Origin of the sequence: Pseudomonas entomophila L48 (assembly GCF_000026105.1) — a bacterium.
Taxonomy (GTDB): Bacteria; Pseudomonadota; Gammaproteobacteria; order Pseudomonadales; family Pseudomonadaceae; genus Aquipseudomonas; species Aquipseudomonas entomophila.
On the sequence record NC_008027.1, the window covers coordinates 3,912,115 to 3,933,132 of the forward strand.

The window sequence follows — 21,018 nt, forward strand, 5'->3', positions numbered from 1 at the left end:
CCCATCCGGAGCAAACCCCATGAGCAGCCCCCTGGTCATCCGCCCACGCGCCGAATCGGTCGAGGGCCAGCCGATCCTGCGCCCTCTGCCCTCGGCCCAATGCCGCAGCGTCGGCCCATTCGTGTTCTTCGACCATATGCTCGAGACCGAGTACGCGCCGGGCAGCGGCATGGATATCCGTCAGCATCCGCATATCGGCCTGTCGACCCTCACCTACCTGTTCGAGGGTGAGATCCAGCACAAGGACAGCCTGGGGTCGGATCAACGTGTGCGGCCAGGTGAGGTCAGCTGGATGACAGCGGGCGCCGGGGTGGCCCATGTCGAGCGCACGCCCGCCGAAGTATTGCGCAAAGGCTCGCGATTGCATGGGCTGCAGGTCTGGCTGGCCTCGCCCCGTGAGGCGGAGCAGGGGCCGGCCAGTTACAGCCACCACCCCCAAGTCAGCCTGCCTAGCAGCGACAGCCTTGGCGTGCGCATCCGCATGATCGCCGGCAACGGCTTTTGCCTGGAATCACCGGTCCCAGTGCTCTCCCCCACCCTCTATGCCCACGTGCACATGCAGGCAGCCACTACCCTGATTGTGCCGACCGAACACGCGCAACGCGCGCTGTACCTGCTTGAAGGCGAATTGATGCTTGACGATCAAGAAGTCGAGCCTTGTAGCCTGGTCGTGCTGCCTGAGGGCGACGAAGTGGCCTTGTTTGCCGAGGAAGAATGCCAGCTGGTGTTGATTGGTGGCGCCGCACTGGATGGGCCACGGCGGATGAACTGGAATTTCGTCGCCAGTGATCCGGCATTGATCGAGCAGGCGCGGGCACGCTGGGCGGCCGGGGATTGGCCGACGGTGCCTGGAGAGCACGAACGGATCGAATTGCCGCGTTAGTGCCACGGTTCGCCGGCAAGCCGGCTCCTACAGGTGTTGCGCGCTTTGCGTAGGAGCCGGCTTGCCGGCGAAGAAGCTAGCCTTGGAACACTTCCCTGAGCAGGTTGTGCATCGAGCGGAATGCCCGCTCCGATGTGCGCCGGTCATACTGCATCTTGCCCGGTACATTGGCGTTCGGGTCGGTGAACGAATGCACCGCCCCGCCATAGCTGAGCAACTGCCAGTCGACCTTGGCGGCATTCATCTCGTCTTCGAAAGCCGGCAACTGCTCCTTAGGTACCAGCGGGTCGGACGCACCATGCAGCACCAGAACAGAGCCCTTGATACGCTTGGCATCTTCTGGGTTCGGGGTGTCCAGCGTGCCATGGAACGACACTGCCGCCTTGAGATCAGCACCGGTGCGTGCCAACTCAAGCGCGCAGCAGCCGCCGAAGCAGAAGCCGAAAGTTGCCACCTTGCCTGGTGCCAACAACGCCTTGGACTGCCCCACCAGCTGGGCCAGCGCTTCCTGCATGCGCTTGCGCAGCTCGCCACGATCATTCTTCAGCGGCATCATTGCCGCACCTGCTTCGTCAGCATTGGAGGGGCGCACCGACTGCCCGTAGAGGTCGGCGATCAGTACCACATAGCCTTGCTCGGCCACTTCCTTGGCAATACGTTCAGCCCCCTCGCCGATACCCATCCAGTTCGGTGCCATCACCAGGCCCGGCTGCGGCAGCGCGCCCGGGGCGTAAACCAGGCGGCTTTCATAGGCTTTACCGGACAGGTGATAGACCAGCGACTCGACGATGACCTTGCTCATTCAACACTCCTTGGCTTGCACGGTTGTGCGAATTCTAGACCGTATTGCCCTTTTCGCAGGGTAAGCCCGCTTCCGCGGATAGACTGTGCGCATAAATGAAAAAGCCCGCCGAAGCGGGCTTTGTCTGCTTCAGATCAAGCGGACAGCTCGACCAGCAGCTTGTTGAGGCGACGCACATAGGCCGCCGGGTCCTTCAGGCTGTCACCAGCCGCCAGCGCCGCCTGGTCGAACAGGATGTGCGAAAGCTCGGCGAAGCGGTCTTCGCTCTGCTCGCCATCGAGTTTCTCGATCAGCGGGTGGGTCGGGTTGAACTCGAAGATCGGCTTGGACTCCGGCACTTTCTGCCCGCTGGCCTCGAGGATCTGGCGCATCTGCAGACCCAGGTCCTGCTCACCAATGGCCAGGATCGCCGGGGAGTCGGTCAGGCGGTGCGACACGCGCACTTCGGCGACGCTGTCACCCAGCGCGCCCTTGAGGCGCTCTACCAGGCCTTCCTTGTCCTTGGCCACTTCTTCCTGGGCTTTCTTGTCCTCTTCGGAGTCCAGCTTGCCCAGGTCCAGGTCGCCACGAGCGACGTCGACGAAGGCCTTGCCATCGAACTCGTTGAGGTAGCTCATCAGCCACTCGTCGATACGGTCGGTCAGCAGCAGCACTTCGATGCCTTTCTTGCGGAAGACTTCCAGGTGCGGGCTGTTCTTGACCTGGGCATGGGATTCGCCGGTCAGGAAGTAGATCTTGTCCTGGCCTTCCTTGGCGCGCGCCAGGTAATCGGCCAGGGCGACGCTCTGCTCGCCGCTGTCGTCGTGGGTGGAGGCGAAGCGCAGCAGGCCGGCGATCTTCTCCTTGTTGGCGAAGTCTTCGGCCGGGCCTTCTTTCATGACTTGGCCGAAGTTCTTCCAGAAGCCCTTGTACTCCTCGGGCTTGTCCTTCGCCAGCTTCTCCAGCATGTCCAGCACGCGCTTGGTCAGCGCAGTCTTCATCGAGTCGATGATCGGATCTTTCTGCAGGATCTCGCGGGAGACGTTCAGCGACAGGTCGTTGGAATCGACAACACCCTTGATGAAGCGCAGGTACAACGGCAGGAACGACTCGGCCTGGTCCATGATGAACACACGCTGCACGTACAGCTTCAGGCCACGAGGTGCTTCGCGCTGGTACAGGTCGAACGGCGCACGGGCCGGCACATACAGCAGCGAACTGTACTCGAGCTTGCCCTCGACCTTGTTATGGCTCCAGGACAGCGGGTTCTCGAAGTCATGGCCGATGTGCTTGTAGAACTCCTGGTACTCCTCGTCCTTCACCTCGGTGCGCGGGCGGGTCCACAGGGCGCTGGCGCGGTTGACGGTCTCCCACTCCTGCGCTGGCTGCTCCTCGCCTTCGGCGGCCGCAGGCTGTTCCTTCGGCAGTTCGATCGGCAGGGCAATGTGGTCGGAGTACTTCTTGACGATGTTGCGCAGGCGCCAGCCATCGGCGAACTCGTCCTCGCCCTTCTTCAGGTGCAGGACAATACGGGTGCCACGCTCTGGCTTGTCGACGGTGGCAACTTCGAACTCGCCCTCGCCTTTCGACGACCAGTGCACGCCTTCGCCAGCCGGCAACCCGGCGCGACGGCTGAACACATCGACCTTGTCGGCGACGATGAACGCGGAGTAGAAGCCCACGCCGAACTGGCCGATCAGGTGCGAATCCTTCTTCTGGTCACCGGTAAGGTTCTTCATGAAGTCGGCGGTGCCGGACTTGGCGATGGTACCCAGGTGCGAGATGACGTCTTCGCGGCTCATGCCGATGCCGTTGTCCTCGAGGGTCACGGTATTGGCGGCCTTGTCGAAGCTCACGCGGATCTTCAGCTCGGCGTCGCCCTCGAGCAGCTCGGGCTTGGCCAGGGCCTCGAAACGCAGCTTGTCGGCGGCGTCGGAGGCATTGGAGATCAGCTCGCGCAGGAAGATCTCCTTGTTCGAATACAGGGAATGGATCATGAGGTGCAGCAGTTGCTTCACCTCGGTCTGGAAGCCCAGGGTTTCTTTTTGAGTCTCCACACTCATGGTCTTCAAACTCCAATCTGTTGGTTGGTGACGCCTGGCGGACAAAAAGGCCTGCTTTCAATGGCGGATGACCAGCAGATGGGGGCATGGCCGACTATTTCAAGGGCTTTTCAGGTTCTATCTTGAAATGCGCCCGCGCCGTGGCGATGGGGGCCTCGCGATCCCCCTGCCAGGCGGTGATGGCGACATTGGTCACGCGCCGGCCCTGGCGCCACAGCTGGCACTGCGCATAGGTGTCGCGAAAGTGCCCGGCACGCAGGTAGTCGATGGAGAAATCGATGATCTTGGGGATGCTCGCGCTTTCGCTGTAGATCAACAGGTACAGCGCCGCAGACAGCTCCATGAAACCGGCGATCACGCCACCATGAATGGCCGGCAGCAACGGGTTGCCGATGTTGTCCGGGTTGGCCGGCAGGCGGAACAACAGGTCGTCGCCCTGGCGCTCGCACTCAATGCCGATCAACCCGGCATAGGGAATCAGCGCCAGCAAGGGCTGGTAGTCACCGCGTGCATGGGCGGCGTTCAATTGCTGACGGACGTCTGCGGGAATCATTCGCGCGGCTCCTTCAGGCTGTTGCCGAACCGAATGCCACCTTTGACCTCGGCCCCCAGGCGCATGAAGGTACCCACCACCTGGCAGATCGGCTGATCAGGGTCGTCCTGATAGGCGCTGCCACGGGTGAAGATCACATCGCGGGTGACCCGGTAGCACTTGGCGTGGCCATAGATGTCCTTGCCTGCTTCGGCCGGGTGCATGTAGTCGATGCGCAGGTCCAGGGTCGGGCATACCTCGAAGCGCGGCAGCGCGCACAGGGTGGCCATGCCGCAGGTGGTGTCCATCAGGGTGGTCAAGGCGCCCCCGTGCACGGCCCCGGTCTGCGGGTTGCCGACAATGGCCGGCGACCAGGGCAGTACCAGGGTCATGCCCTGCGCGTCGGCATGGTGCACGCGCATCTGCAGTAACTGGCAATGTTTCAAGGCTGAGAGAAAACGCTCGGCCATTGCCGTCAATGGAGTCTCGTTCATTGTCCACCGCTGCATAAATTCGGTAAAAAGTCTATATAGGTCGGGCAGTTATATATCTGTAACCTTTGTGGAACTTATCCGCCCGGGGTGAACTCGAAGGAACAAGTAAAGTTATTCCACCCAGGAGATACACCCCATGCGTAAACCTTTTGCTTTTGCTCTGATGCTGGCCGCTGCCATGGGCCTGGCTGCTTGCGACAAGGCGAGCGAAGACAAAGCCCAGGACGCACAGCAACACGCCGAGCAAGCCCAGGAAAAAATGGGCGAAGCTCAGGATAAGATGAACGAAGCCGCCAAGGAAAACGCCGAAGCCGCCAAAGATCAGGCCGAAGCGCAGCAGAAAGCCGCCGAGGAAGCCGCTCCGGCCGCGCCAACTGCCCCAGCCGAGCCGGCCAAGCAGTAATCGCCCCGAACGAAAAAACCCGACTTGCGTCGGGTTTTTTTATGCCTGTCACTTTTGATTGAAACGTTTCAGTTGGTCGCCCCCGAAGTGTCCCTGGGCAACTCGGTGGGGACATTTTCCGTTGGCGTGAACACCATGACTTCCAGCACACGAGAATGGAATTCACGGCGATAAAGAATAAACACCACGGCCACGCTCATGACCATGAACAACCAGGGGCTGATGAACCAGCACAACATGACCATGCCGAAGTAATAGGAACGCAGCCCAAGGTTGAACTGGTTGGCCGCCAGCGACAGCACCCCCGCCGCTCGCGAGGCGAATGCCCTGCGCTCCTGCTCGCTGACTTGACGCTCGCCGATCATCGGCGCCGACCCTACCAGTACCGCGGCGAAGTTGTATTGGCGCATGCACCAGCTGAAGGTGAAGAAGGCATAGACGAAGACCATCGCCAGGCATAGCAGCTTGATCTCCGACATGCCCTGGGAGGCCTGCTGCACCAACGGCAGGTCGGCCAGCAGCGACAAGGCGCGGTCGGACGCACCGAGCACGGTGAGAATGCCAGCCAGGATGATCAGCGTGCTGGACGCGAAGAACGAAGCATTGCGCTCGAGGTTGCCGATCACGCTGGCGTCGGCGATGCGGTTGTCGCGCAGCAGCATGCGACGCATCCAGTCCTCGCGATACAGGTGCAGCACACTGGCCAGGCAGGCCGTGTCGCGGCCCTTCCAGATGGCGTAGCGGGTATAGCCACCCCAGCAGATGGCGAACCATAGCGCGGCCAGCAGGTTGCCCAGGTTGTTTTGGATGAAGGTCATGCAGTTATCCCACAAAAGAGAAACAGACCGGTTTTCGACGCCGGGTAGCGCCAAAAGACACGCCGTCGAGTAAAAATCGCAAGGCACAGGCAACAAAAAACCCCGCTCCTCAAGGGAAGCGGGGTTTCGATATCCACCGTTGGTGGGCGCCCTTCGGCTTGTGGCCAGCGCCCTGCCCTTCAGGCTTCAATCCATCAAGCCAACGCCTCGCGTGGCTTGCCCAGCATACGATCGCAAACCACGGCGGCGGCCAGGGTGACCACCGAAGGCACCAGCCAGGCCATGCCTTCGTTGCTGAACGGCAAGTGAGCCAAGGCGTCAGGCAGCACATGGGCAAAGCTGCTGCCCTTGATCGCGTCGACAACACCGAACACCAGCGACACCAGCATGACCGGCGCCAGGATGCGGGTTGGCGAGTTCCACAGGTCCTTCACGAAGCTCAGGCCCACCACCACGATGCAAGGCGGGTAGATCGCCGTCAGCACGGGAATCGAGAACATGATCAGCTTGGTCAGGCCCAGGTTCGAGATCACCAGCGAGAAGCCAGCCAGGATCACCACCAGGGCGCGGTACGACAGCGGCAGGATCTGGCTGAAGTACTCGGCGCAGGCGCAGGTCAGGCCAACGGCGGTCACCAGGCAGGCCAGTGCGATCAGCACGGCCAGGAAGCCGCTGCCCAGCGAACCGAAGGTGTGCTGCACATAGGCATGCAAGACCATCGCGCCGTTGGTAGCGTCGGCTGCGATGTCATGGCTGCCCGCACCAAGGCGGAACAGGCTGACATACACCAGCACCAGGCCCACGCCTGCAATCAGGCCAGCGATGATGGCATAGCGGGTGATCAGCTTCGGCGACTCGACCCCACGCGAGCGGATGGCGTTGACGATGACGATACCGAAGACCAGGGCCCCCAGTGTGTCCATGGTCAGGTAGCCATCGGAGAAGCCTTTGGAGAACGCGGCGGCGGCGTAGGCCGGCTGAGCTTCGCCAATCGTGCCGGCCGGCAATGCGAACGCCGCGATGCCCAGCACCGCCAAGGCGATGATCTTCAACGGCGCGAGGAAACGGCCCACGGTGTCGAGCAGCTTGCCCGGGTACATGGACACGGCCAGCACCACGGCGAAGTACACCACGCTGTAGATGAGCAGCGCGGTCGGGCTTTCACCGGTCAGCGGTGCAACACCCACTTCGAACGACACGGTCGCGGTACGCGGGGTGGCGAACAGCGGGCCGACCGACAGGTAGCACACAGCTGCCAGCAGGCCACCGAAGAACTTGCCGATCGGGCTGCTCAGCGCGTCCATGCCACCACCGACCTTGGCCAGGGCGACCACGGTGATGACCGGCAGGCCCACGGCGGTGACCAGGAAGCCAAGCGCCGCCATCCACACGTGCGGACCGGATTGCAGGCCGACGATGGGCGGGAAGATGATGTTGCCGGCGCCTACGAAAAGCGCAAACGTCATAAAGCCAAGCGCCAGGATATCCTGGCCTTTTAACACTTTCATTTAAGGAAATACCACACTGCTGAAATCGGGAGTCGGAGGGGATTTCCCACAGGATTAAGGGAAATGCTGCCCGGCTTGGTAAGCCAGACCCGTTTAGCGTGTCGTTCCCTTTTGGGGTACGGGCACAGAGTGAACGCGTAGCCTACCTGTTTTGCCCGACAAACGCACTGGCCCAGTGCTGCTTGTCCGATGTGCGTATGTGTTTGTCGTCTTGTTGAATGTGCCAGGCGACAGTTTATTGCGCATTTGGGTGAATGTCTGGTTGAAAACCCTGATTGAGGTGATCGAATTTTCCTAGGCGTGGGAGCGGCCTTGTGTCGCGAAAGGGCCGCAGAGCGGCCCCAGGGTTCCAACGTCGATGCAACTGCCGCAGGGGCCGTTACGCGGCCCTTTCGCGACACAAGGCCGCTCCCACAAAAAAGCGCGAAGCAAAACGACAAAGGCCACCCGAAGGTGGCCTTTGTGCGCGTGGGGGGTACTACGTGTTACTTACTTCTTGACTTCCCAGCCAGTCAGCTCGGCCAGGGCCTTGCCGATGTCAGCCAGGGAACGCACGGTTTTCACACCGGCGTCCTGCAGGGCGGCGAACTTCTCGTCCGCAGTACCCTTGCCACCAGAGATGATGGCGCCAGCGTGGCCCATGCGCTTGCCAGCAGGTGCGGTAACACCGGCGATGTAAGACACGACAGGCTTGGTCACGTTGGCCTTGATGTAGGCCGCGGCTTCTTCTTCAGCGGAACCGCCGATCTCACCGATCATGACGATCGCTTCGGTCTTCGGGTCTTCCTGGAACAGCTTCAGGATGTCGATGAAGTTGGAGCCCGGGATCGGGTCACCGCCGATGCCGACGCAGGTCGACTGGCCGAAGCCGGCGTCGGTGGTCTGCTTCACAGCTTCGTAGGTCAGGGTGCCGGAACGCGAAACGATACCGACCTTGCCTGGCAGGTGGATGTGGCCTGGCATGATGCCGATCTTGCACTCGCCCGGGGTGATGACACCTGGGCAGTTAGGGCCGATCAGGGTCACGCCCAGCTCGTCGCACTTGACCTTGGCGTCCAGCATGTCGAGGGTAGGGATACCCTCGGTGATGCAGACGATCAGCTTGATGCCACCGAAGGCGGCTTCCAGGATGGAGTCCTTGCAGAAAGGAGCCGGTACGTAGATGACCGACGCGTCAGCGCCGGTGGCTTCTACAGCTTCTTTCACGGTGTTGAACACCGGCAGGCCCAGGTGGGTGGTGCCACCCTTGCCTGGGGTGACGCCGCCGACCATCTTGGTGCCGTAGGCAATGGCTTGTTCGGAGTGGAAAGTACCCTGCGAGCCGGTGAAGCCCTGGCAGATGACTTTGGTGTCTTTATTGATCAGGACGCTCATTACTTGCCCTCCGCAGCTTTGACAACTTGTTGAGCAGCGTCGGTCAGGCTGGTTGCCGCAATGATGTTCAAACCGCTTTCTGCCAGTACTTTAGCGCCCAGTTCGGCGTTGTTGCCTTCGAGGCGAACGACGACCGGAACCTTGACGCCGACTTCTTTCACAGCGCCGATGATGCCTTCGGCAATCATGTCGCAGCGAACGATGCCGCCGAAGATGTTGACCAGGACGGCCGCGACATTGCTGTCGGACAGAATGATCTTGAACGCTTCGGTAACGCGCTCTTTGGTAGCGCCGCCGCCCACGTCGAGGAAGTTGGCTGGCTTGCCACCGTGCAGGTTGACGATGTCCATGGTACCCATGGCCAGGCCGGCACCGTTGACCATGCAGCCGATGTTGCCTTCGAGGGCAACGTAGTTCAGTTCGAACTTGGCGGCGTGGGCTTCACGGGCGTCGTCCTGCGACGGGTCGTGGAAGGTCTTCAGCTTAGGCTGACGGTACATGGCGTTGGCGTCGATGTTGATCTTGGCATCGAGGCAGTGCAGGTCGCCGTCGGCCTTGATCACCAGCGGGTTCACTTCCAGCAGGGCCAGGTCGTGATCCTTGAACAGCTTGGCCAGGCCTACGAAGATCTTGGCGAACTGTTGTACTTGCTTGCCTTCCAGACCCAGCTGGAACGCCAGTTCACGACCTTGGAACGGCTGAGCGCCGACCAGCGGATCGATGGTGGCCTTGAGGATCTTCTCAGGAGTCTCGTGAGCGACCTTCTCGATGTCCACGCCACCTTCGGTGGAAGCCATGAACACGATGCGGCGGCTCGAACGGTCCACTACAGCGCCCAGGTACAGCTCTTTGGCGATGTCAGTGCAGGATTCGACCAGGATCTTGGAAACTGGCTGACCATTGGCGTCGGTCTGGTAGGTTACCAGGTTCTTGCCCAGCCACTGTGCAGCGAACGCCTTGGCGTCTTCCTTGCTGCGAACCAGCTTTACGCCGCCCGCTTTACCGCGACCACCGGCGTGGACCTGGGCTTTGACGACCCACTCCGAACCGCCGATCTTGTCGCAGGCTTCTGCCGCTTGCTCAGGGGTATCGACTGCGAAACCCTTGGAAACTGGCAGGCCGTATTCAGCGAACAGCTGCTTACCCTGATACTCGTGAAGATTCATGCTTTTTACCGTCTTCGTTAGGTACTGCGCTTCGGCGCTGCGCCATTACTGGCGCCGCACCACCTGTGACCGTTGACCCCGGGTTTTCCCGTGTGATCCGGTCCGGCGGACGTTCCGCGGTGAGTCTTGCACGCAAGACCCACGACGGGCAGACCGCCGTGGTTTCTTATAATTAACGCTTCTTACGGTTGGCGACGTGAATGGCACCGCCATTCACCGCCAGCGCTGCTTCATGCAGCGCTTCGGACAGGGTCGGATGGCTGAAGACCATCATGCCCAGGTCCTCGGCACTGGTGCCGAATTCCATTGCGATCGCGCCCTGCTGCACCAGCTCCGCAGCCGATGGGCCGATCACGTGAACGCCCAGTACGCGGTCGGTCTTGGCGTCGGCGATGACCTTGACGAAACCGCCGGTATCGTTGGCTGCCATCGCACGGCCGCTGGCCGCGAACGGGAAGGTGCCCACGTTAACCTCAACGCCTTCGGCTTTCAACGCCTGTTCGGTCTTGCCGACCCACGCGATTTCCGGGTGGGTGTAGATGACCGACGGGATCAGGTCGTAGTTCATCTGGGCTTTGTGGCCCTTGATGCGCTCGACGACCATGATGCCCTCTTCCGAGGCCTTGTGCGCCAGCATCATGCCACGCACCACGTCACCGATGGCGTAGACGCCCGGTACGCTGGTGGCGCAGTGATCGTCGACGAAGATGTAGCCGCGCTCGTCGATGGTCACGCCGCTGTCGGCGGCCAGCAGGTCGGTGGTCACCGGACGACGGCCGACCGCGACGATCAGCTTGTCGAAGGTGATCTTCTGCTCGCCTTCGGCGTTGGTGTAGGTGACTTCGACTTCGTTACCGTTGACTTTCGAGCCGGTGACGCGAGCGCCCAGCTTGATGTCCAGGCCTTGCTTGGTCAGGGTTTTCTGGGCTTCTTTCGACACAGCGGTGTCGGCAGCCATCAGGAAGGTGTCCAGGGCTTCCAGGACGGTGACTTCGGCACCCAGGCGAGCCCAGACCGAACCCAGTTCCAGGCCGATCACGCCAGCGCCGATGACGCCCAGGCGCTTGGGAACCGATTGGAATTCCAGGGCGCCGGTGGAGTCGACGATGACGTTCTGGTCGACCGGAGCCGGCGGAATGTCGATCGGACGCGAGCCGGAGGCCAGGATCACGTTCTCGGCTTCGATGATTTCAGTGGTGCCGTCAGCCTTGGTGACTTCGACTTTCTTGCCGGCCAGCAGCTTGCCGTGGCCCTGGATCGAAGTGACGCCGTTGGCCTTGAACAGGGTGGCGACGCCACCGGTCAGGTTCTTGACGATGCCAGCCTTGCGGCCAACCATCGCAGCCACGTCCATCTTCACTTCGCCAGTGGAGATGCCGTGCACGTTGAAGCTCTCTTTGGCTTCCTTGTACTTCCAGGAGCTGTCCAGCAGGGCCTTGGAAGGAATGCAACCCACGTTCAGGCAGGTACCGCCCAGGGCCAGCTTGCCCTCGGCGTCGGTGTATTTCTCGATGCAGGCGGTGCTGAAGCCGAGCTGTGCGGCCTTGATCGCGGCCACGTAGCCGCCAGGACCTGCACCAATCACTACCACGTCGAATTTCTGGGTCATAAACGATTCCTTTTTAGCTTCAAGCTACGAGCGGCAAGCCGCCAGGCGCACGTGCTTCGGGAGAAGCGCGGCGCCCGCGGCTTGCGCTGCGATTTAGATGTCCAGCAGCAGGCGAGACGGATCTTCCAGCAGGTTCTTGATGGTCACCAGGAAGGTTACCGCTTCCTTGCCGTCGATCAGGCGGTGGTCGTAGGACAGCGCCAGGTACATCATCGGGCGGATCACCACTTGGCCATTGATGGCCATCGGGCGCTGGATGATGTTGTGCATACCCAGGATCGCGGCCTGCGGCGGGTTGACGATCGGGGTCGACATCATCGAGCCGAAGGTACCACCGTTGGTGATGGTGAAGGTACCGCCAGTCATCTCTTCGATGGCCAGCTTGCCGTCACGGGCCTTCTTGCCGAAGGTGGCGATGCCGTTCTCGATCTCGGCCAGCGACATCGATTCGGCGTTGCGCAGTACCGGAACCACCAGGCCGCGGTCGCTGGAAACAGCGACGCCGACGTCAGCGAAACCGTGGTAGACGATGTCGTTGCCGTCGATCGAGGCGTTGACCGCCGGGAAGCGCTTCAGCGCTTCGGTGGCCGCCTTGACGAAGAACGACATGAAGCCCAGGCGCACGCCGTTGTGGGTCTTCTCGAACAGGTCCTTGTACTTCGAACGCAGGGCCATGACTTCGGTCATGTCGACTTCGTTGAAGGTGGTCAGCATGGCCATGTTCGACTGGGCTTCGACCAGACGCTCGGCGATCTTGGCGCGCAGACGAGTCATCGGTACGCGCTTCTCGGTGCGGTCGCCAGCGGCAACGACAACCGGAGCGGCGGCAGCAGCGGCAGGCTTGGCGGCCGGAGCAGGTGCCGATTTCTTGTTGGCGACAGCAGCGACGACGTCTTCCTTGGTGATGCGACCGCCCTTGCCGGTGCCGGCAACGGTAGCCAGGTCGATACCGTTCTCTTCAGCCAGCTTGCGCGCGGCTGGAGCGGCGACCGGGTCGTCTTCGCCAGCGTCGGCGGCAGCGGCAGCCGGCGCAGCAGCGGCCGGAGCGGCCGCAGGAGCCGCGGCGGCGGCGCCACCTTCAACGATCGAGCCCAGGACTTCGTCGGACAGGACGGTGTCGCCCTCGCCCTTGACGATGGCGCCCAGCACGCCGTCGGCGGTGGCCAGGACTTCCAGGACGACCTTGTCGGTCTCGATGTCGACGATCAGCTCGTCACGCTTGACGGCGTCGCCCGGCTGCTTGTGCCAGGTGGCAACGGTGCCATCGGCAACCGATTCCGGGAAGGTTGGGGCTTTGATCTCGATAGCCATTATCTGTGTTTCCTTAAATTCGGTTTCAGGTGCGCGAAGGCGTTAGACAGTGAACGCGTCTTGCAGCAGTTTTTCCTGCTGTTCGGCGTGCTTCGATGCGTAACCACAGGCTGGCGCGGCGGAAGCGTCGCGGCCGGCGTATTCCAGGACCAGCGCCTTGTTGTGGCGGCCCAGGATACGGCGCATGTGGTGCTGGCTGCTGTACCAGGCGCCCTGGTTCATCGGCTCTTCCTGACACCAGACCGCATGCTTGAGGTTGGTGTACGGGGCGAGGATTTCGACCAGGTCGTCCTCAGGGAACGGATACAGCTGCTCGATACGCACGATGGCGATGTCTTCGCGGCCTTCGGCACGGCGTTTTTCCAGCAGGTCGTAGTAGACCTTGCCGCTGGCCAGCACCAGGCGCTCGACCTTGGCCGGATCCAGGGTGTCGATTTCCGGGATCACGGTCTGGAACGAGCCTTCGGCCAAGTCTTCCAAGGTCGAGATGGCCAGCTTGTGGCGCAGCAGCGACTTCGGTGTCAGCACGACCAGCGGCTTGCGCAGTGGGCGGATCACCTGGCGACGCAGCAGGTGGTAGATCTGTGCCGGGGTGGTCGGTACGCAAACCTGGATGTTGTGCTCGGCGCACAGTTGCAGGTAACGCTCCAGACGTGCGGAGGAGTGCTCCGGCCCCTGCCCTTCATAACCGTGCGGCAGCAGCATGGTCAGACCGCACAGACGGCCCCACTTGTGCTCGCCGCTGGTGATGAACTGGTCGATCACCACTTGCGCACCGTTGGCGAAGTCGCCGAACTGGGCTTCCCAGATCACCAGCGCGTTCGGCGTGGTGGTGGAGTAGCCGTATTCGAAGGCCAGTACCGCTTCCTCGGACAGGAACGAATCGTACAGGTCGAAACGTGGCTGGCCTGGGAACAGGTTCTGCAGCGGGATGTAGGTGCTGGCGTCCTTCTGGTTGTGCAGCACCGCGTGACGGTGCGAGAAGGTGCCACGGCCGATGTCCTGGCCGGTCATGCGGATCGGGTGACCTTCGAACTGCAGCGTGGCGTAGGCCATGGTCTCCGCGTAACCCCAGTTGATCGGCAAGCCACCGGCCTGCATCTTCTGGCGGTCTTCGTAGATCTTCGCCACCTGGCGCTGGACGACGAAGCCTTCCGGCAGTTCCAGCAGCTTGGCCGAGAGGTCCTGAAGGGTCTTGAGGTCGAAGCGGGTGTCGTGGCGCGCGGTCCAGGCGTGACCCAGGTACGGACGCCAGTCGACGAACAGCTCGCGGTTGGGTTCCTTGACCAGGCTCTTCACTACGTGCAGGCCGTTGTCCAGCGCGTTGCGGTACTCGTCGATCTTGGCCTGGGCGCGCTCGGCATCGATGCGACCGGCCTGGATCAGCGCGTCGGCGTACAGCTCGCGGGTGGTGCGCTGCTTGCTGATCTGCTGGTACATCAGCGGCTGGGTGCCGTTGGGTTCGTCGGCCTCGTTGTGGCCGCGACGACGGTAGCAGACCAGGTCGATGACCACGTCACGCTTGAACTGCATGCGGTAGTCGACGGCCAGCTGGGTGACGAACAGCACCGCTTCCGGATCGTCGCCGTTCACGTGCAGGATCGGCGCCTGGATCATCTTGGCGACGTCGGTGGCGTACTCGGTGGAGCGCGCGTCCAACGGGTTGCTGATGGTGAAACCGACTTGGTTGTTGATCACGATGTGCACGGTGCCGCCGGTCTTGAAACCGCGGGTCTGCGACATCTGGAAGGTTTCCATGACCACGCCCTGGCCGGCGAACGCAGCGTCACCGTGGATCGAGATCGGCAGGACCTTGTCACCCACGGTGTCGTTGCGACGGTCCTGACGGGCGCGAACCGAACCTTCCACCACTGGCGAGACGATTTCCAGGTGGGAGGGGTTGAACGCCATGGCCAGGTGAACTTCGCCACCGGGGGTCATCACGTTGGAGGAGAAGCCCTGGTGATACTTCACGTCACCGGAGCCCAGCTCATTCATCTTCTTGCCTTCGAACTCGTCGAACAGCTCGCGCGGGTTCTTGCCGAAGGTGTTGACGAGCACGTTCAGGCGGCCACGGTGGGCCATGCCGATCACGACTTCCTTGGTGCCGTAGGAGCCGGAGCGCTGGATCATTTCGTCCAGCATCGGGATCAGGCTTTCGCCCCCCTCCAGACCGAAGCGCTTGGTGCCTGGGTACTTGGTGCCCAGGTACTTCTCCAGGCCCTCACCGGCCGTGACGCGCTCGAGCAGATGGGTCTGCACATCGGCGGAGAATTCCGGACGGCCACGCACGCTTTCCAGGCGCTGCTGGAACCAGCTGCGCTGCTCGGAATCGACGATGTGGGTGAACTCGGCGCCAATGGTGCGACAATATGTCTTCTGCAGCGCTTCGAAGATTTCGCGTAGGCTCGCTTCCTCTTTGCCGATGAACAGGTCGCCGGCACGGAAGGTCGTATCAAGATCGGCATTGGTCAAGCCGTAGTGATTGATCGACAGGTCTACAGGCGCAGGACGCTGCCACAACCCCAACGGGTCGAGCTTGGCAGCCTGATGGCCGCGCATACGATAGGCCTGGATCAGTCGCAGCACTTCAACCTGCTTCTTCTCGTGTTCACTGCTCACGCTCCCGGCGGAAACCGGTTGGGCGCGGCGCTGGTTCTTTGCCAGCAGTACGAAATGGTCGCGGATCGTCGAGTGCGATACATCGGTAGCGGTGCTGCCGTCGGCGGGCAACTTCTGGAAGTAAGTGCGCCACTCTTCTGGCACAGCGTTAGGGTCGTGCAGGTAGAGCTCATAAAGCTCTTCCACATATGCAGCGTTACCACCTGAAAGGTGGGCGCTATCCCACATGCGCTGCATCACGCTTTCTTGCATGCTTGGTCACCCTCGGTTAGGGGACTGATCGGCGAGAGCCACAGCAAACCTGGAAAAGTCCGAACACAGCGACTGAACCACGCCACCTGGATCCTGCTGATTTTCCGGGTACCAGCCCGGAAGCCCCTGCTGGTCTCATATCTTCATAGGTAATGAGCGCGGGCTTTGTGGGCCCTTGCTCGGGTTTTACCGCAGTGCGGACTCAGCGCCCGCACCTCGGCTTACTGCAGGTACAACGTTTGAATCAGGTGCCGCTTTGCAGCAGCATGTTACGTACGTGGCCGATTGCCTTGGTCGGGTTCAGACCCTTCGGGCAGACGTTCACGCAGTTCATGATCCCGCGGCAGCGGAATACGCTGAACGGGTCATCCAGGGACGCCAGGCGCTCCTGGGTCTTGGTGTCACGGCTGTCGGCCAGGAAACGATAGGCCTGCAGCAAGGCGGCGGGGCCCAGGAACTTGTCCGGGTTCCACCAGAACGATGGGCAGGAGGTCGAGCAGCAGGCGCACAGGATGCACTCGTACAGACCGTCCAGCTTGTCGCGATCTTCCGGCGACTGCAGACGCTCGATGGCCGGGGCCGGCGTGTCGTTCTGCAGGAATGGCTTCACCTTCTCGTACTGCTTGTAGAAGATGCTCATATCGACGACCAGGTCACGGATAACCGGCAGACCTGGCAGCGGGCGCAGGATCAACTTGTTACCTTTTACGACAGCGGACAGCGGCGTGATGCACGCCAGGCCGTTCTTGCCGTTGATGTTCATGCCGTCGGAACCGCACACGCCTTCACGGCAGGAGCGACGGTACGAGAAGCCCTCGTCCTGCTCCTTGATCAGCGCCAGCACGTCCAGGACCATCAGATCCTTGCCGCCAGTGTCGACCTGGAAGGTCTGCATCTTGGGGGCCGAATCGGTGTCCGGGTTGTAACGATAAACTTCGACTTGCAACATAGCGGCCACCCTTAGTAAGTCCGGACTTTTGGTTCGAAGGCAGGAACTGTCTTCGGCGCAAAGTTGACGCCACGCTTGGCGACGCGCTTCTCACCCGGGTAGTACAGGGTGTGGCACAGCCAGTTCTCGTCGTCACGGTCTTCGAAGTCTTCACGGGCGTGCGCGCCGCGGGACTCTTTACGGGCTTCAGCGGCAATCGCGGTCGCTTCGGCGACTTCCAGCAGGTTCTGCAGCTCCAGCGCTTCGATACGCGCGGTGTTGAAGGCCTGGGACTTGTCGTTGATCTTGACGTTGGCGATGCGATCACGCAGGCCGGCCAGCTGCTCGATACCCTTCTGCATGTATTCGCCGGTACGGAATACACCGAAGTAGTTCTGCATGCAGCTCTGCAGCTCGCGCTTGAGGCTGGCGACGTCTTCGCCGGTGGTGCGCTCGTTGAGCTTGTTCAGGCGGTTCAGGGCTACTTCGACGTCGGTGTCGCTGGCATCGCGGTACTCGACGCCGTCGCTCAGCGCCTTCTCCAGGTGCAGGCCGGCGGCACGGCCGAAGACCACCAGGTCGAGCAGCGAGTTGCCGCCCAGGCGGTTGGCACCGTGAACCGATACGCACGCCACTTCACCCACGGCGAACAGACCCGGGATGATGTGGTCGTTGCCTTCGGCGTCCATGGTGATGGCCTGGCCATGAATGTTGGTGGCAACGCCGCCCATCATGTAGTGGCAGGTCGGGATGACCGGCACCGGCGCGACCACAGGGTCGACGTGGGCGAAGGTCTTCGACAGCTCGCAGATACCTGGCAGGCGGCTGTGCAGCACTTCCTCGCCCAGGTGGTCCAGCTTCAGCAGCACGTGGTCCTTGTTCGGGCCCACGCCGTTGCCGGCGATGATCTCTTTGACCATGGAACGGGCAACCACGTCGCGGCCGGCCAGGTCTTTCGCGTTTGGCGCGTAACGCTCCATGAAGCGCTCGCCGTGGGCGTTGATCAGGTAGCCACCCTCACCGCGGCAGCCTTCGGTAACCAGTACACCGGCGCCGGCGATACCGGTCGGGTGGAACTGCCACATCTCGATGTCCTGCACCGGCACGCCGGCACGCAGGGCCATGCCGACACCGTCGCCGGTGTTGATCAGGGCGTTGGTGGTGGAGGCGTAGATACGGCCGGCACCGCCAGTGGCCAGTACGGTGGCCTTGGACTTGATGTACATGGTTTCGCCGGTTTCGATGCAGATCGCGATCACACCGACGAAGGCGCCGTCCTGGTTCTTGACCAAGTCAACGGCGTAGTACTCGTTGAGGAAGGTGGTACCCGCTTTCAGGTTACCCTGATAGAGAGTGTGCAGCAGCGCGTGACCGGTACGGTCGGAAGCGGCGCAGGTACGGGCGGCCTGGCCACCTTTACCGAAGTCCTTGGACTGGCCACCGAACGGACGCTGGTAGATACGGCCGGTTTCGGTACGCGAGAACGGCAGGCCCATGTGGTCCAGTTCGAAGACCGCGGCCGGGCCTTCCTGACACATGTATTCAATAGCGTCCTGGTCACCGATGTAGTCGGAACCCTTGACGGTATCGTACATGTGCCAGCGCCAGTCGTCGTTCGGGTCGGCCGAAGCGATGGCGCAGGTGATGCCGCCCTGGGCGGAAACGGTGTGCGAACGGGTCGGGAACACCTTGGTGACTACGGCAGTCTTGTGGCCGCCTTGAGCCAGTTGCAGCGCTGCGCGCATGCCTGCCCCGCCGCCACCGATGATGATGGCGTCGAAGGAAATGGTTGGAATGTTAGCCATGAATCAGATACCCCAGAGAATCTGCACACCCCAGACGAAGTAAGCGAACATTGCTACGCCGCATACCGCCTGGAACAGGAAACGAATTGCAGTCGCCGACTTGCCGAACGACATCGGCGTCAGGTAGTCGGTGGCAATGGTCCACATGCCGACCCAGGCGTGGGCGCCCAGGGCAACGAGGGCCAGCAGACTGAAGATACGCATCGCGTTGTTGGAGAACAGACCGTGCCACTGGGCGTAATCGATGCCCGGGTGCGCGGCGAGGTAGCCGATCAGGAAAATGAAGTAAGCCGCGAGAACGACCGCCGAGACGCGCTGCGCCATCCAGTCGTAGAGGCCCGAACGCGAGAGGTTCGTGACGTTAGTTACCATACCCAAACTCCTGCCAGAACGATCAGCACCACGGAGATGACGATCACGATTTTCGAGCCCAGCTTGCCGCCTTCCAGCGTCTCACCGATGCCCATGTCCATGATCAGGTGGCGCACACCTGCCACGAGGTGATACAGCAGGCCGGACAGCAGGCCCCAGGTCACCAGTTTGGCCAGCGGACTGGTCAGACACGCCTTCACCTCGGCAAAGCCTTCCTCGCTACCCAGCGATTTGCCCAATGCGTACAGCATGATGGCAAGGCCGAGGAACAGGATGACGCCGGAGATACGGTGAAGAATGGACGTGTACGCGGTGATCGGGAGTTTGATGGTCCTTAGGTCTAGGTTTACAGGTCGTTGGCTTTTCACGGCTTTTTTCACACTGAAGAGCCCCTAGCTAACAGGGCAAAGTTGTTGGTAAGTGTACTGGTCAGGTACCCACCACCCAGGAGAGCGACGACACCCAGCAGGACGGGCTTGAAAGCCCCTGGGAGTCGGCTGCCGAGTATAGACAGTTAGGCTGCTCATGACAACGTGAGGGACTCGCCCGAATAGCGCATTGCCTTTAATGAACAAAAGGCGTAAATGGGCGGGAATTTCGCGAAAAACCAGGCTCCAGAGGCTGTTTCAACCAGCCTTTAGGCAAATTGACATTCGAATTTATCCCTCTATAGTGGTGCGGGCCCTGCGTGGGGGGTCTGTCTGATGATTTCAAGCATTAATAGGAGGCCACATGGCTGACAAAAAAGCGCAGTTGGTCATCGAGGGCAATGCCCCCGTCGAGCTGCCCATTTTAACCGGCACCGTTGGTCCCGATGTTATCGACGTCCGCGGGTTGGGGGCATCCGGCCACTTCACCTTCGACCCCGGCTTCATGGCGACCGCCTCGTGCGAGTCGAAGATCACCTACATCGACGGTGACAAGGGCATCCTGCTGCATCGCGGCTACCCCATCGAGCAACTGGCCGAGCAATCGGACTACCTCGAAACCTGCTACCTGCTGCTGAACGGCGAACTCCCCAACGCCGAACAGAAAGCCCAGTTCGTCAGCACCGTGAAGAACCACACCATGGTTCACGAGCAGCTGAAATCCTTCTTCAACGGCTTCCGTCGCGATGCTCACCCGATGGCGGTGATGTGCGGCGTGGTCGGCGCGCTGTCGGCGTTCTATCACGACTCGCTGGACATCAATAACGCGCAGCACCGCGAAATCTCCGCCGTGCGCCTGGTCGCGAAAATGCCGACCCTGGCGGCGATGGTCTACAAGTACTCCATGGGCCAACCCATGATGTACCCGCGCAACGACCTGTCGTATGCGGAAAACTTCCTGCACATGATGTTCAACACCCCGTGCGAGATCAAACCGATCAGCCCGGTGCTGGCCAAGGCGATGGACCGGATCTTCATCCTCCACGCCGACCACGAGCAGAACGCCTCCACCTCCACCGTGCGCCTGGCAGGCTCCTCGGGTGCCAACCCGTTCGCCTGTATCGCCGCCGGCATCGCCGCACTGTGGGGCCCGGCCCACGGCGGTGCGAACGAAGCCGTACTGACCATGCTCGATGAAATTGGCGATGTCTCGAACATCGACAAGTACATCGCCAAGGCCAAGGACAAGAACGACCCGTTCAAGCTCATGGGCTTCGGTCACCGCGTGTACAAGAACCGCGACCCGCGCGCCACCGTGATGAAGAAGACCTGCGACGAAGTCCTGGGCGAGCTGGGCATCAAGAACGACCCGCAGCTCGAACTGGCCATGCGCCTGGAAGAGATCGCCCTCACCGATCCGTACTTCATCGAGCGCTCGCTGTACCCGAACGTCGACTTCTATTCGGGCATCATCCTGAAGGCCATCGGCATTCCAACCAGCATGTTCACCGTAATCTTCGCCCTGGCGCGTACCGTGGGCTGGATCTCGCACTGGAAAGAAATGCTCTCCGGCCCGTACAAGATCGGCCGTCCACGCCAGCTGTACACCGGCTATGAGCAGCGTGACATCGTCGAGCTGAAAGACCGCAAGTAAGCGCCCGTCGCTGTAACGCAAAAGCCCCGGCAGTGATGCCGGGGCTTTTTCATTTCACCCTGTAGGAGCCGGCCT

18 protein-coding genes are annotated in these 21,018 nt (G+C 61.6%); 3 read left to right on the plus strand and 15 right to left on the minus strand.

Translation table 11 applies throughout. The features are described from left to right. The first annotated feature begins 19 nt into the window (after positions 1-19). Positions 20-883: a pirin family protein gene (locus PSEEN_RS16765; RefSeq protein ID WP_011534740.1), complete on the plus strand. Its 864-nt coding sequence runs from the start codon at positions 20-22 to the stop codon at positions 881-883. A gap of 76 nt (positions 884-959) precedes the next feature. On the opposite strand, the gene PSEEN_RS16770 is transcribed toward PSEEN_RS16765, so the two are convergent. The 4 genes from PSEEN_RS16770 to PSEEN_RS16785 form a co-directional block, all read right to left on the minus strand. Continuing rightward, positions 960-1,685 carry a dienelactone hydrolase family protein gene (locus PSEEN_RS16770; RefSeq protein WP_011534741.1) on the minus strand — a complete coding sequence of 242 codons (726 nt, stop codon included), beginning with the start codon at positions 1,683-1,685 and terminating at the stop codon, positions 960-962. A 134-nt stretch (positions 1,686-1,819) separates the two neighbouring features. Continuing rightward, positions 1,820-3,727 carry a molecular chaperone HtpG gene (gene htpG / locus PSEEN_RS16775; RefSeq protein WP_011534742.1) on the minus strand — a complete coding sequence of 636 codons (1,908 nt, stop codon included), beginning with the start codon at positions 3,725-3,727 and terminating at the stop codon, positions 1,820-1,822. Positions 3,728-3,821: 94 nt separating this feature from the next. Next, positions 3,822-4,280, minus strand: coding sequence for a PaaI family thioesterase (locus PSEEN_RS16780; RefSeq protein ID WP_011534743.1), 459 nt, complete (start codon positions 4,278-4,280; stop codon positions 3,822-3,824). Further along, on the minus strand, positions 4,277-4,753 hold the full coding sequence (locus PSEEN_RS16785) for a PaaI family thioesterase (RefSeq protein WP_011534744.1): 477 nt from the start codon (positions 4,751-4,753) through the stop codon (positions 4,277-4,279). Before PSEEN_RS16785 ends, PSEEN_RS16780 begins: the two co-directional genes overlap by 4 nt. Positions 4,754-4,889: 136 nt before the next feature. Here PSEEN_RS16785 and PSEEN_RS16790 point away from each other — a divergent pair, with 136 nt between their 5' ends. Next, positions 4,890-5,156, plus strand: coding sequence for a hypothetical protein (locus tag PSEEN_RS16790; RefSeq protein ID WP_011534745.1), 267 nt, complete (start codon positions 4,890-4,892; stop codon positions 5,154-5,156). 68 nt (positions 5,157-5,224) lie between these two features. Here PSEEN_RS16790 and PSEEN_RS16795 read toward each other — a convergent pair whose 3' ends face one another. From PSEEN_RS16795 to sdhC, 11 genes are all read right to left on the minus strand, one after another. Next, positions 5,225-5,974, minus strand: a complete 750-nt coding sequence (locus tag PSEEN_RS16795) for a DUF599 domain-containing protein (protein WP_011534746.1) — start codon at positions 5,972-5,974, stop codon at positions 5,225-5,227. 194 nt (positions 5,975-6,168) lie between these two features. Further along, positions 6,169-7,482: a branched-chain amino acid transport system II carrier protein gene (gene brnQ, locus PSEEN_RS16800; RefSeq protein WP_011534747.1), complete on the minus strand. Its 1,314-nt coding sequence runs from the start codon at positions 7,480-7,482 to the stop codon at positions 6,169-6,171. Between the two features lie 489 nt (positions 7,483-7,971). Continuing rightward, complete coding sequence (gene sucD / locus PSEEN_RS16805) at positions 7,972-8,856, minus strand: succinate--CoA ligase subunit alpha (protein WP_004376004.1); 885 nt, start codon at positions 8,854-8,856, stop codon at positions 7,972-7,974. Then, positions 8,856-10,022, minus strand: a complete 1,167-nt coding sequence (gene sucC / locus PSEEN_RS16810; RefSeq protein WP_011534748.1) for an ADP-forming succinate--CoA ligase subunit beta — start codon at positions 10,020-10,022, stop codon at positions 8,856-8,858. Before sucC ends, sucD begins: the two co-directional genes overlap by 1 nt. Positions 10,023-10,194: 172 nt before the next feature. Continuing rightward, complete coding sequence (gene lpdA, locus PSEEN_RS16815) at positions 10,195-11,631, minus strand: dihydrolipoyl dehydrogenase (protein ID WP_011534749.1); 1,437 nt, start codon at positions 11,629-11,631, stop codon at positions 10,195-10,197. A gap of 93 nt (positions 11,632-11,724) precedes the next feature. Further along, positions 11,725-12,942 (minus strand): 2-oxoglutarate dehydrogenase complex dihydrolipoyllysine-residue succinyltransferase, encoded by a 1,218-nt coding sequence (gene odhB / locus PSEEN_RS16820; protein WP_011534750.1) that lies wholly within the window; start codon positions 12,940-12,942, stop codon positions 11,725-11,727. Positions 12,943-12,984: 42 nt separating this feature from the next. After that, positions 12,985-15,816 carry a 2-oxoglutarate dehydrogenase E1 component gene (locus PSEEN_RS16825; protein ID WP_011534751.1) on the minus strand — a complete coding sequence of 944 codons (2,832 nt, stop codon included), beginning with the start codon at positions 15,814-15,816 and terminating at the stop codon, positions 12,985-12,987. Positions 15,817-16,060: 244 nt separating this feature from the next. Further along, positions 16,061-16,765, minus strand: a complete 705-nt coding sequence (locus PSEEN_RS16830) for a succinate dehydrogenase iron-sulfur subunit (RefSeq protein WP_011534752.1) — start codon at positions 16,763-16,765, stop codon at positions 16,061-16,063. A gap of 11 nt (positions 16,766-16,776) precedes the next feature. Then, positions 16,777-18,549, minus strand: a complete 1,773-nt coding sequence (sdhA, locus tag PSEEN_RS16835) for a succinate dehydrogenase flavoprotein subunit (protein WP_011534753.1) — start codon at positions 18,547-18,549, stop codon at positions 16,777-16,779. A gap of 3 nt (positions 18,550-18,552) precedes the next feature. Continuing rightward, positions 18,553-18,921, minus strand: coding sequence for a succinate dehydrogenase, hydrophobic membrane anchor protein (sdhD, locus tag PSEEN_RS16840; RefSeq protein ID WP_011534754.1), 369 nt, complete (start codon positions 18,919-18,921; stop codon positions 18,553-18,555). After that, the gene (gene sdhC / locus PSEEN_RS16845) at positions 18,915-19,301 is read right to left on the minus strand and encodes a succinate dehydrogenase, cytochrome b556 subunit (protein ID WP_011534755.1); all 387 of its coding nucleotides are present in this window, start codon (positions 19,299-19,301) and stop codon (positions 18,915-18,917) included. Before sdhC ends, sdhD begins: the two co-directional genes overlap by 7 nt. Positions 19,302-19,653: 352 nt before the next feature. Between sdhC and gltA the strand changes: the two genes are divergently transcribed. Further along, on the plus strand, positions 19,654-20,943 hold the full coding sequence (gene gltA / locus PSEEN_RS16850; RefSeq protein ID WP_011534756.1) for a citrate synthase: 1,290 nt from the start codon (positions 19,654-19,656) through the stop codon (positions 20,941-20,943). Positions 20,944-21,018: the final 75 nt, after the last annotated feature.

What these genes read in the sequence shown, in the direction of transcription:
- PSEEN_RS16765 (WP_011534740.1), top strand. Translation starts at nt 20, where the DNA reads ATGAGCAGCCCCCTGGTCATCCGCCCACGCGCCGAATCGGTCGAGGGC.
- PSEEN_RS16770 (WP_011534741.1), bottom strand. Translation starts at nt 1,685, where the DNA reads ATGAGCAAGGTCATCGTCGAGTCGCTGGTCTATCACCTGTCCGGTAAA.
- htpG (WP_011534742.1), bottom strand. Translation starts at nt 3,727, where the DNA reads ATGAGTGTGGAGACTCAAAAAGAAACCCTGGGCTTCCAGACCGAGGTG.
- PSEEN_RS16780 (WP_011534743.1), bottom strand. Translation starts at nt 4,280, where the DNA reads ATGATTCCCGCAGACGTCCGTCAGCAATTGAACGCCGCCCATGCACGC.
- PSEEN_RS16785 (WP_011534744.1), bottom strand. Translation starts at nt 4,753, where the DNA reads ATGAACGAGACTCCATTGACGGCAATGGCCGAGCGTTTTCTCTCAGCC.
- PSEEN_RS16790 (WP_011534745.1), top strand. Translation starts at nt 4,890, where the DNA reads ATGCGTAAACCTTTTGCTTTTGCTCTGATGCTGGCCGCTGCCATGGGC.
- PSEEN_RS16795 (WP_011534746.1), bottom strand. Translation starts at nt 5,974, where the DNA reads ATGACCTTCATCCAAAACAACCTGGGCAACCTGCTGGCCGCGCTATGG.
- brnQ (WP_011534747.1), bottom strand. Translation starts at nt 7,482, where the DNA reads ATGAAAGTGTTAAAAGGCCAGGATATCCTGGCGCTTGGCTTTATGACG.
- sucD (WP_004376004.1), bottom strand. Translation starts at nt 8,856, where the DNA reads ATGAGCGTCCTGATCAATAAAGACACCAAAGTCATCTGCCAGGGCTTC.
- sucC (WP_011534748.1), bottom strand. Translation starts at nt 10,022, where the DNA reads ATGAATCTTCACGAGTATCAGGGTAAGCAGCTGTTCGCTGAATACGGC.
- lpdA (WP_011534749.1), bottom strand. Translation starts at nt 11,631, where the DNA reads ATGACCCAGAAATTCGACGTGGTAGTGATTGGTGCAGGTCCTGGCGGC.
- odhB (WP_011534750.1), bottom strand. Translation starts at nt 12,942, where the DNA reads ATGGCTATCGAGATCAAAGCCCCAACCTTCCCGGAATCGGTTGCCGAT.
- PSEEN_RS16825 (WP_011534751.1), bottom strand. Translation starts at nt 15,816, where the DNA reads ATGCAAGAAAGCGTGATGCAGCGCATGTGGGATAGCGCCCACCTTTCA.
- PSEEN_RS16830 (WP_011534752.1), bottom strand. Translation starts at nt 16,765, where the DNA reads ATGTTGCAAGTCGAAGTTTATCGTTACAACCCGGACACCGATTCGGCC.
- sdhA (WP_011534753.1), bottom strand. Translation starts at nt 18,549, where the DNA reads ATGGCTAACATTCCAACCATTTCCTTCGACGCCATCATCATCGGTGGC.
- sdhD (WP_011534754.1), bottom strand. Translation starts at nt 18,921, where the DNA reads ATGGTAACTAACGTCACGAACCTCTCGCGTTCGGGCCTCTACGACTGG.
- gltA (WP_011534756.1), top strand. Translation starts at nt 19,654, where the DNA reads ATGGCTGACAAAAAAGCGCAGTTGGTCATCGAGGGCAATGCCCCCGTC.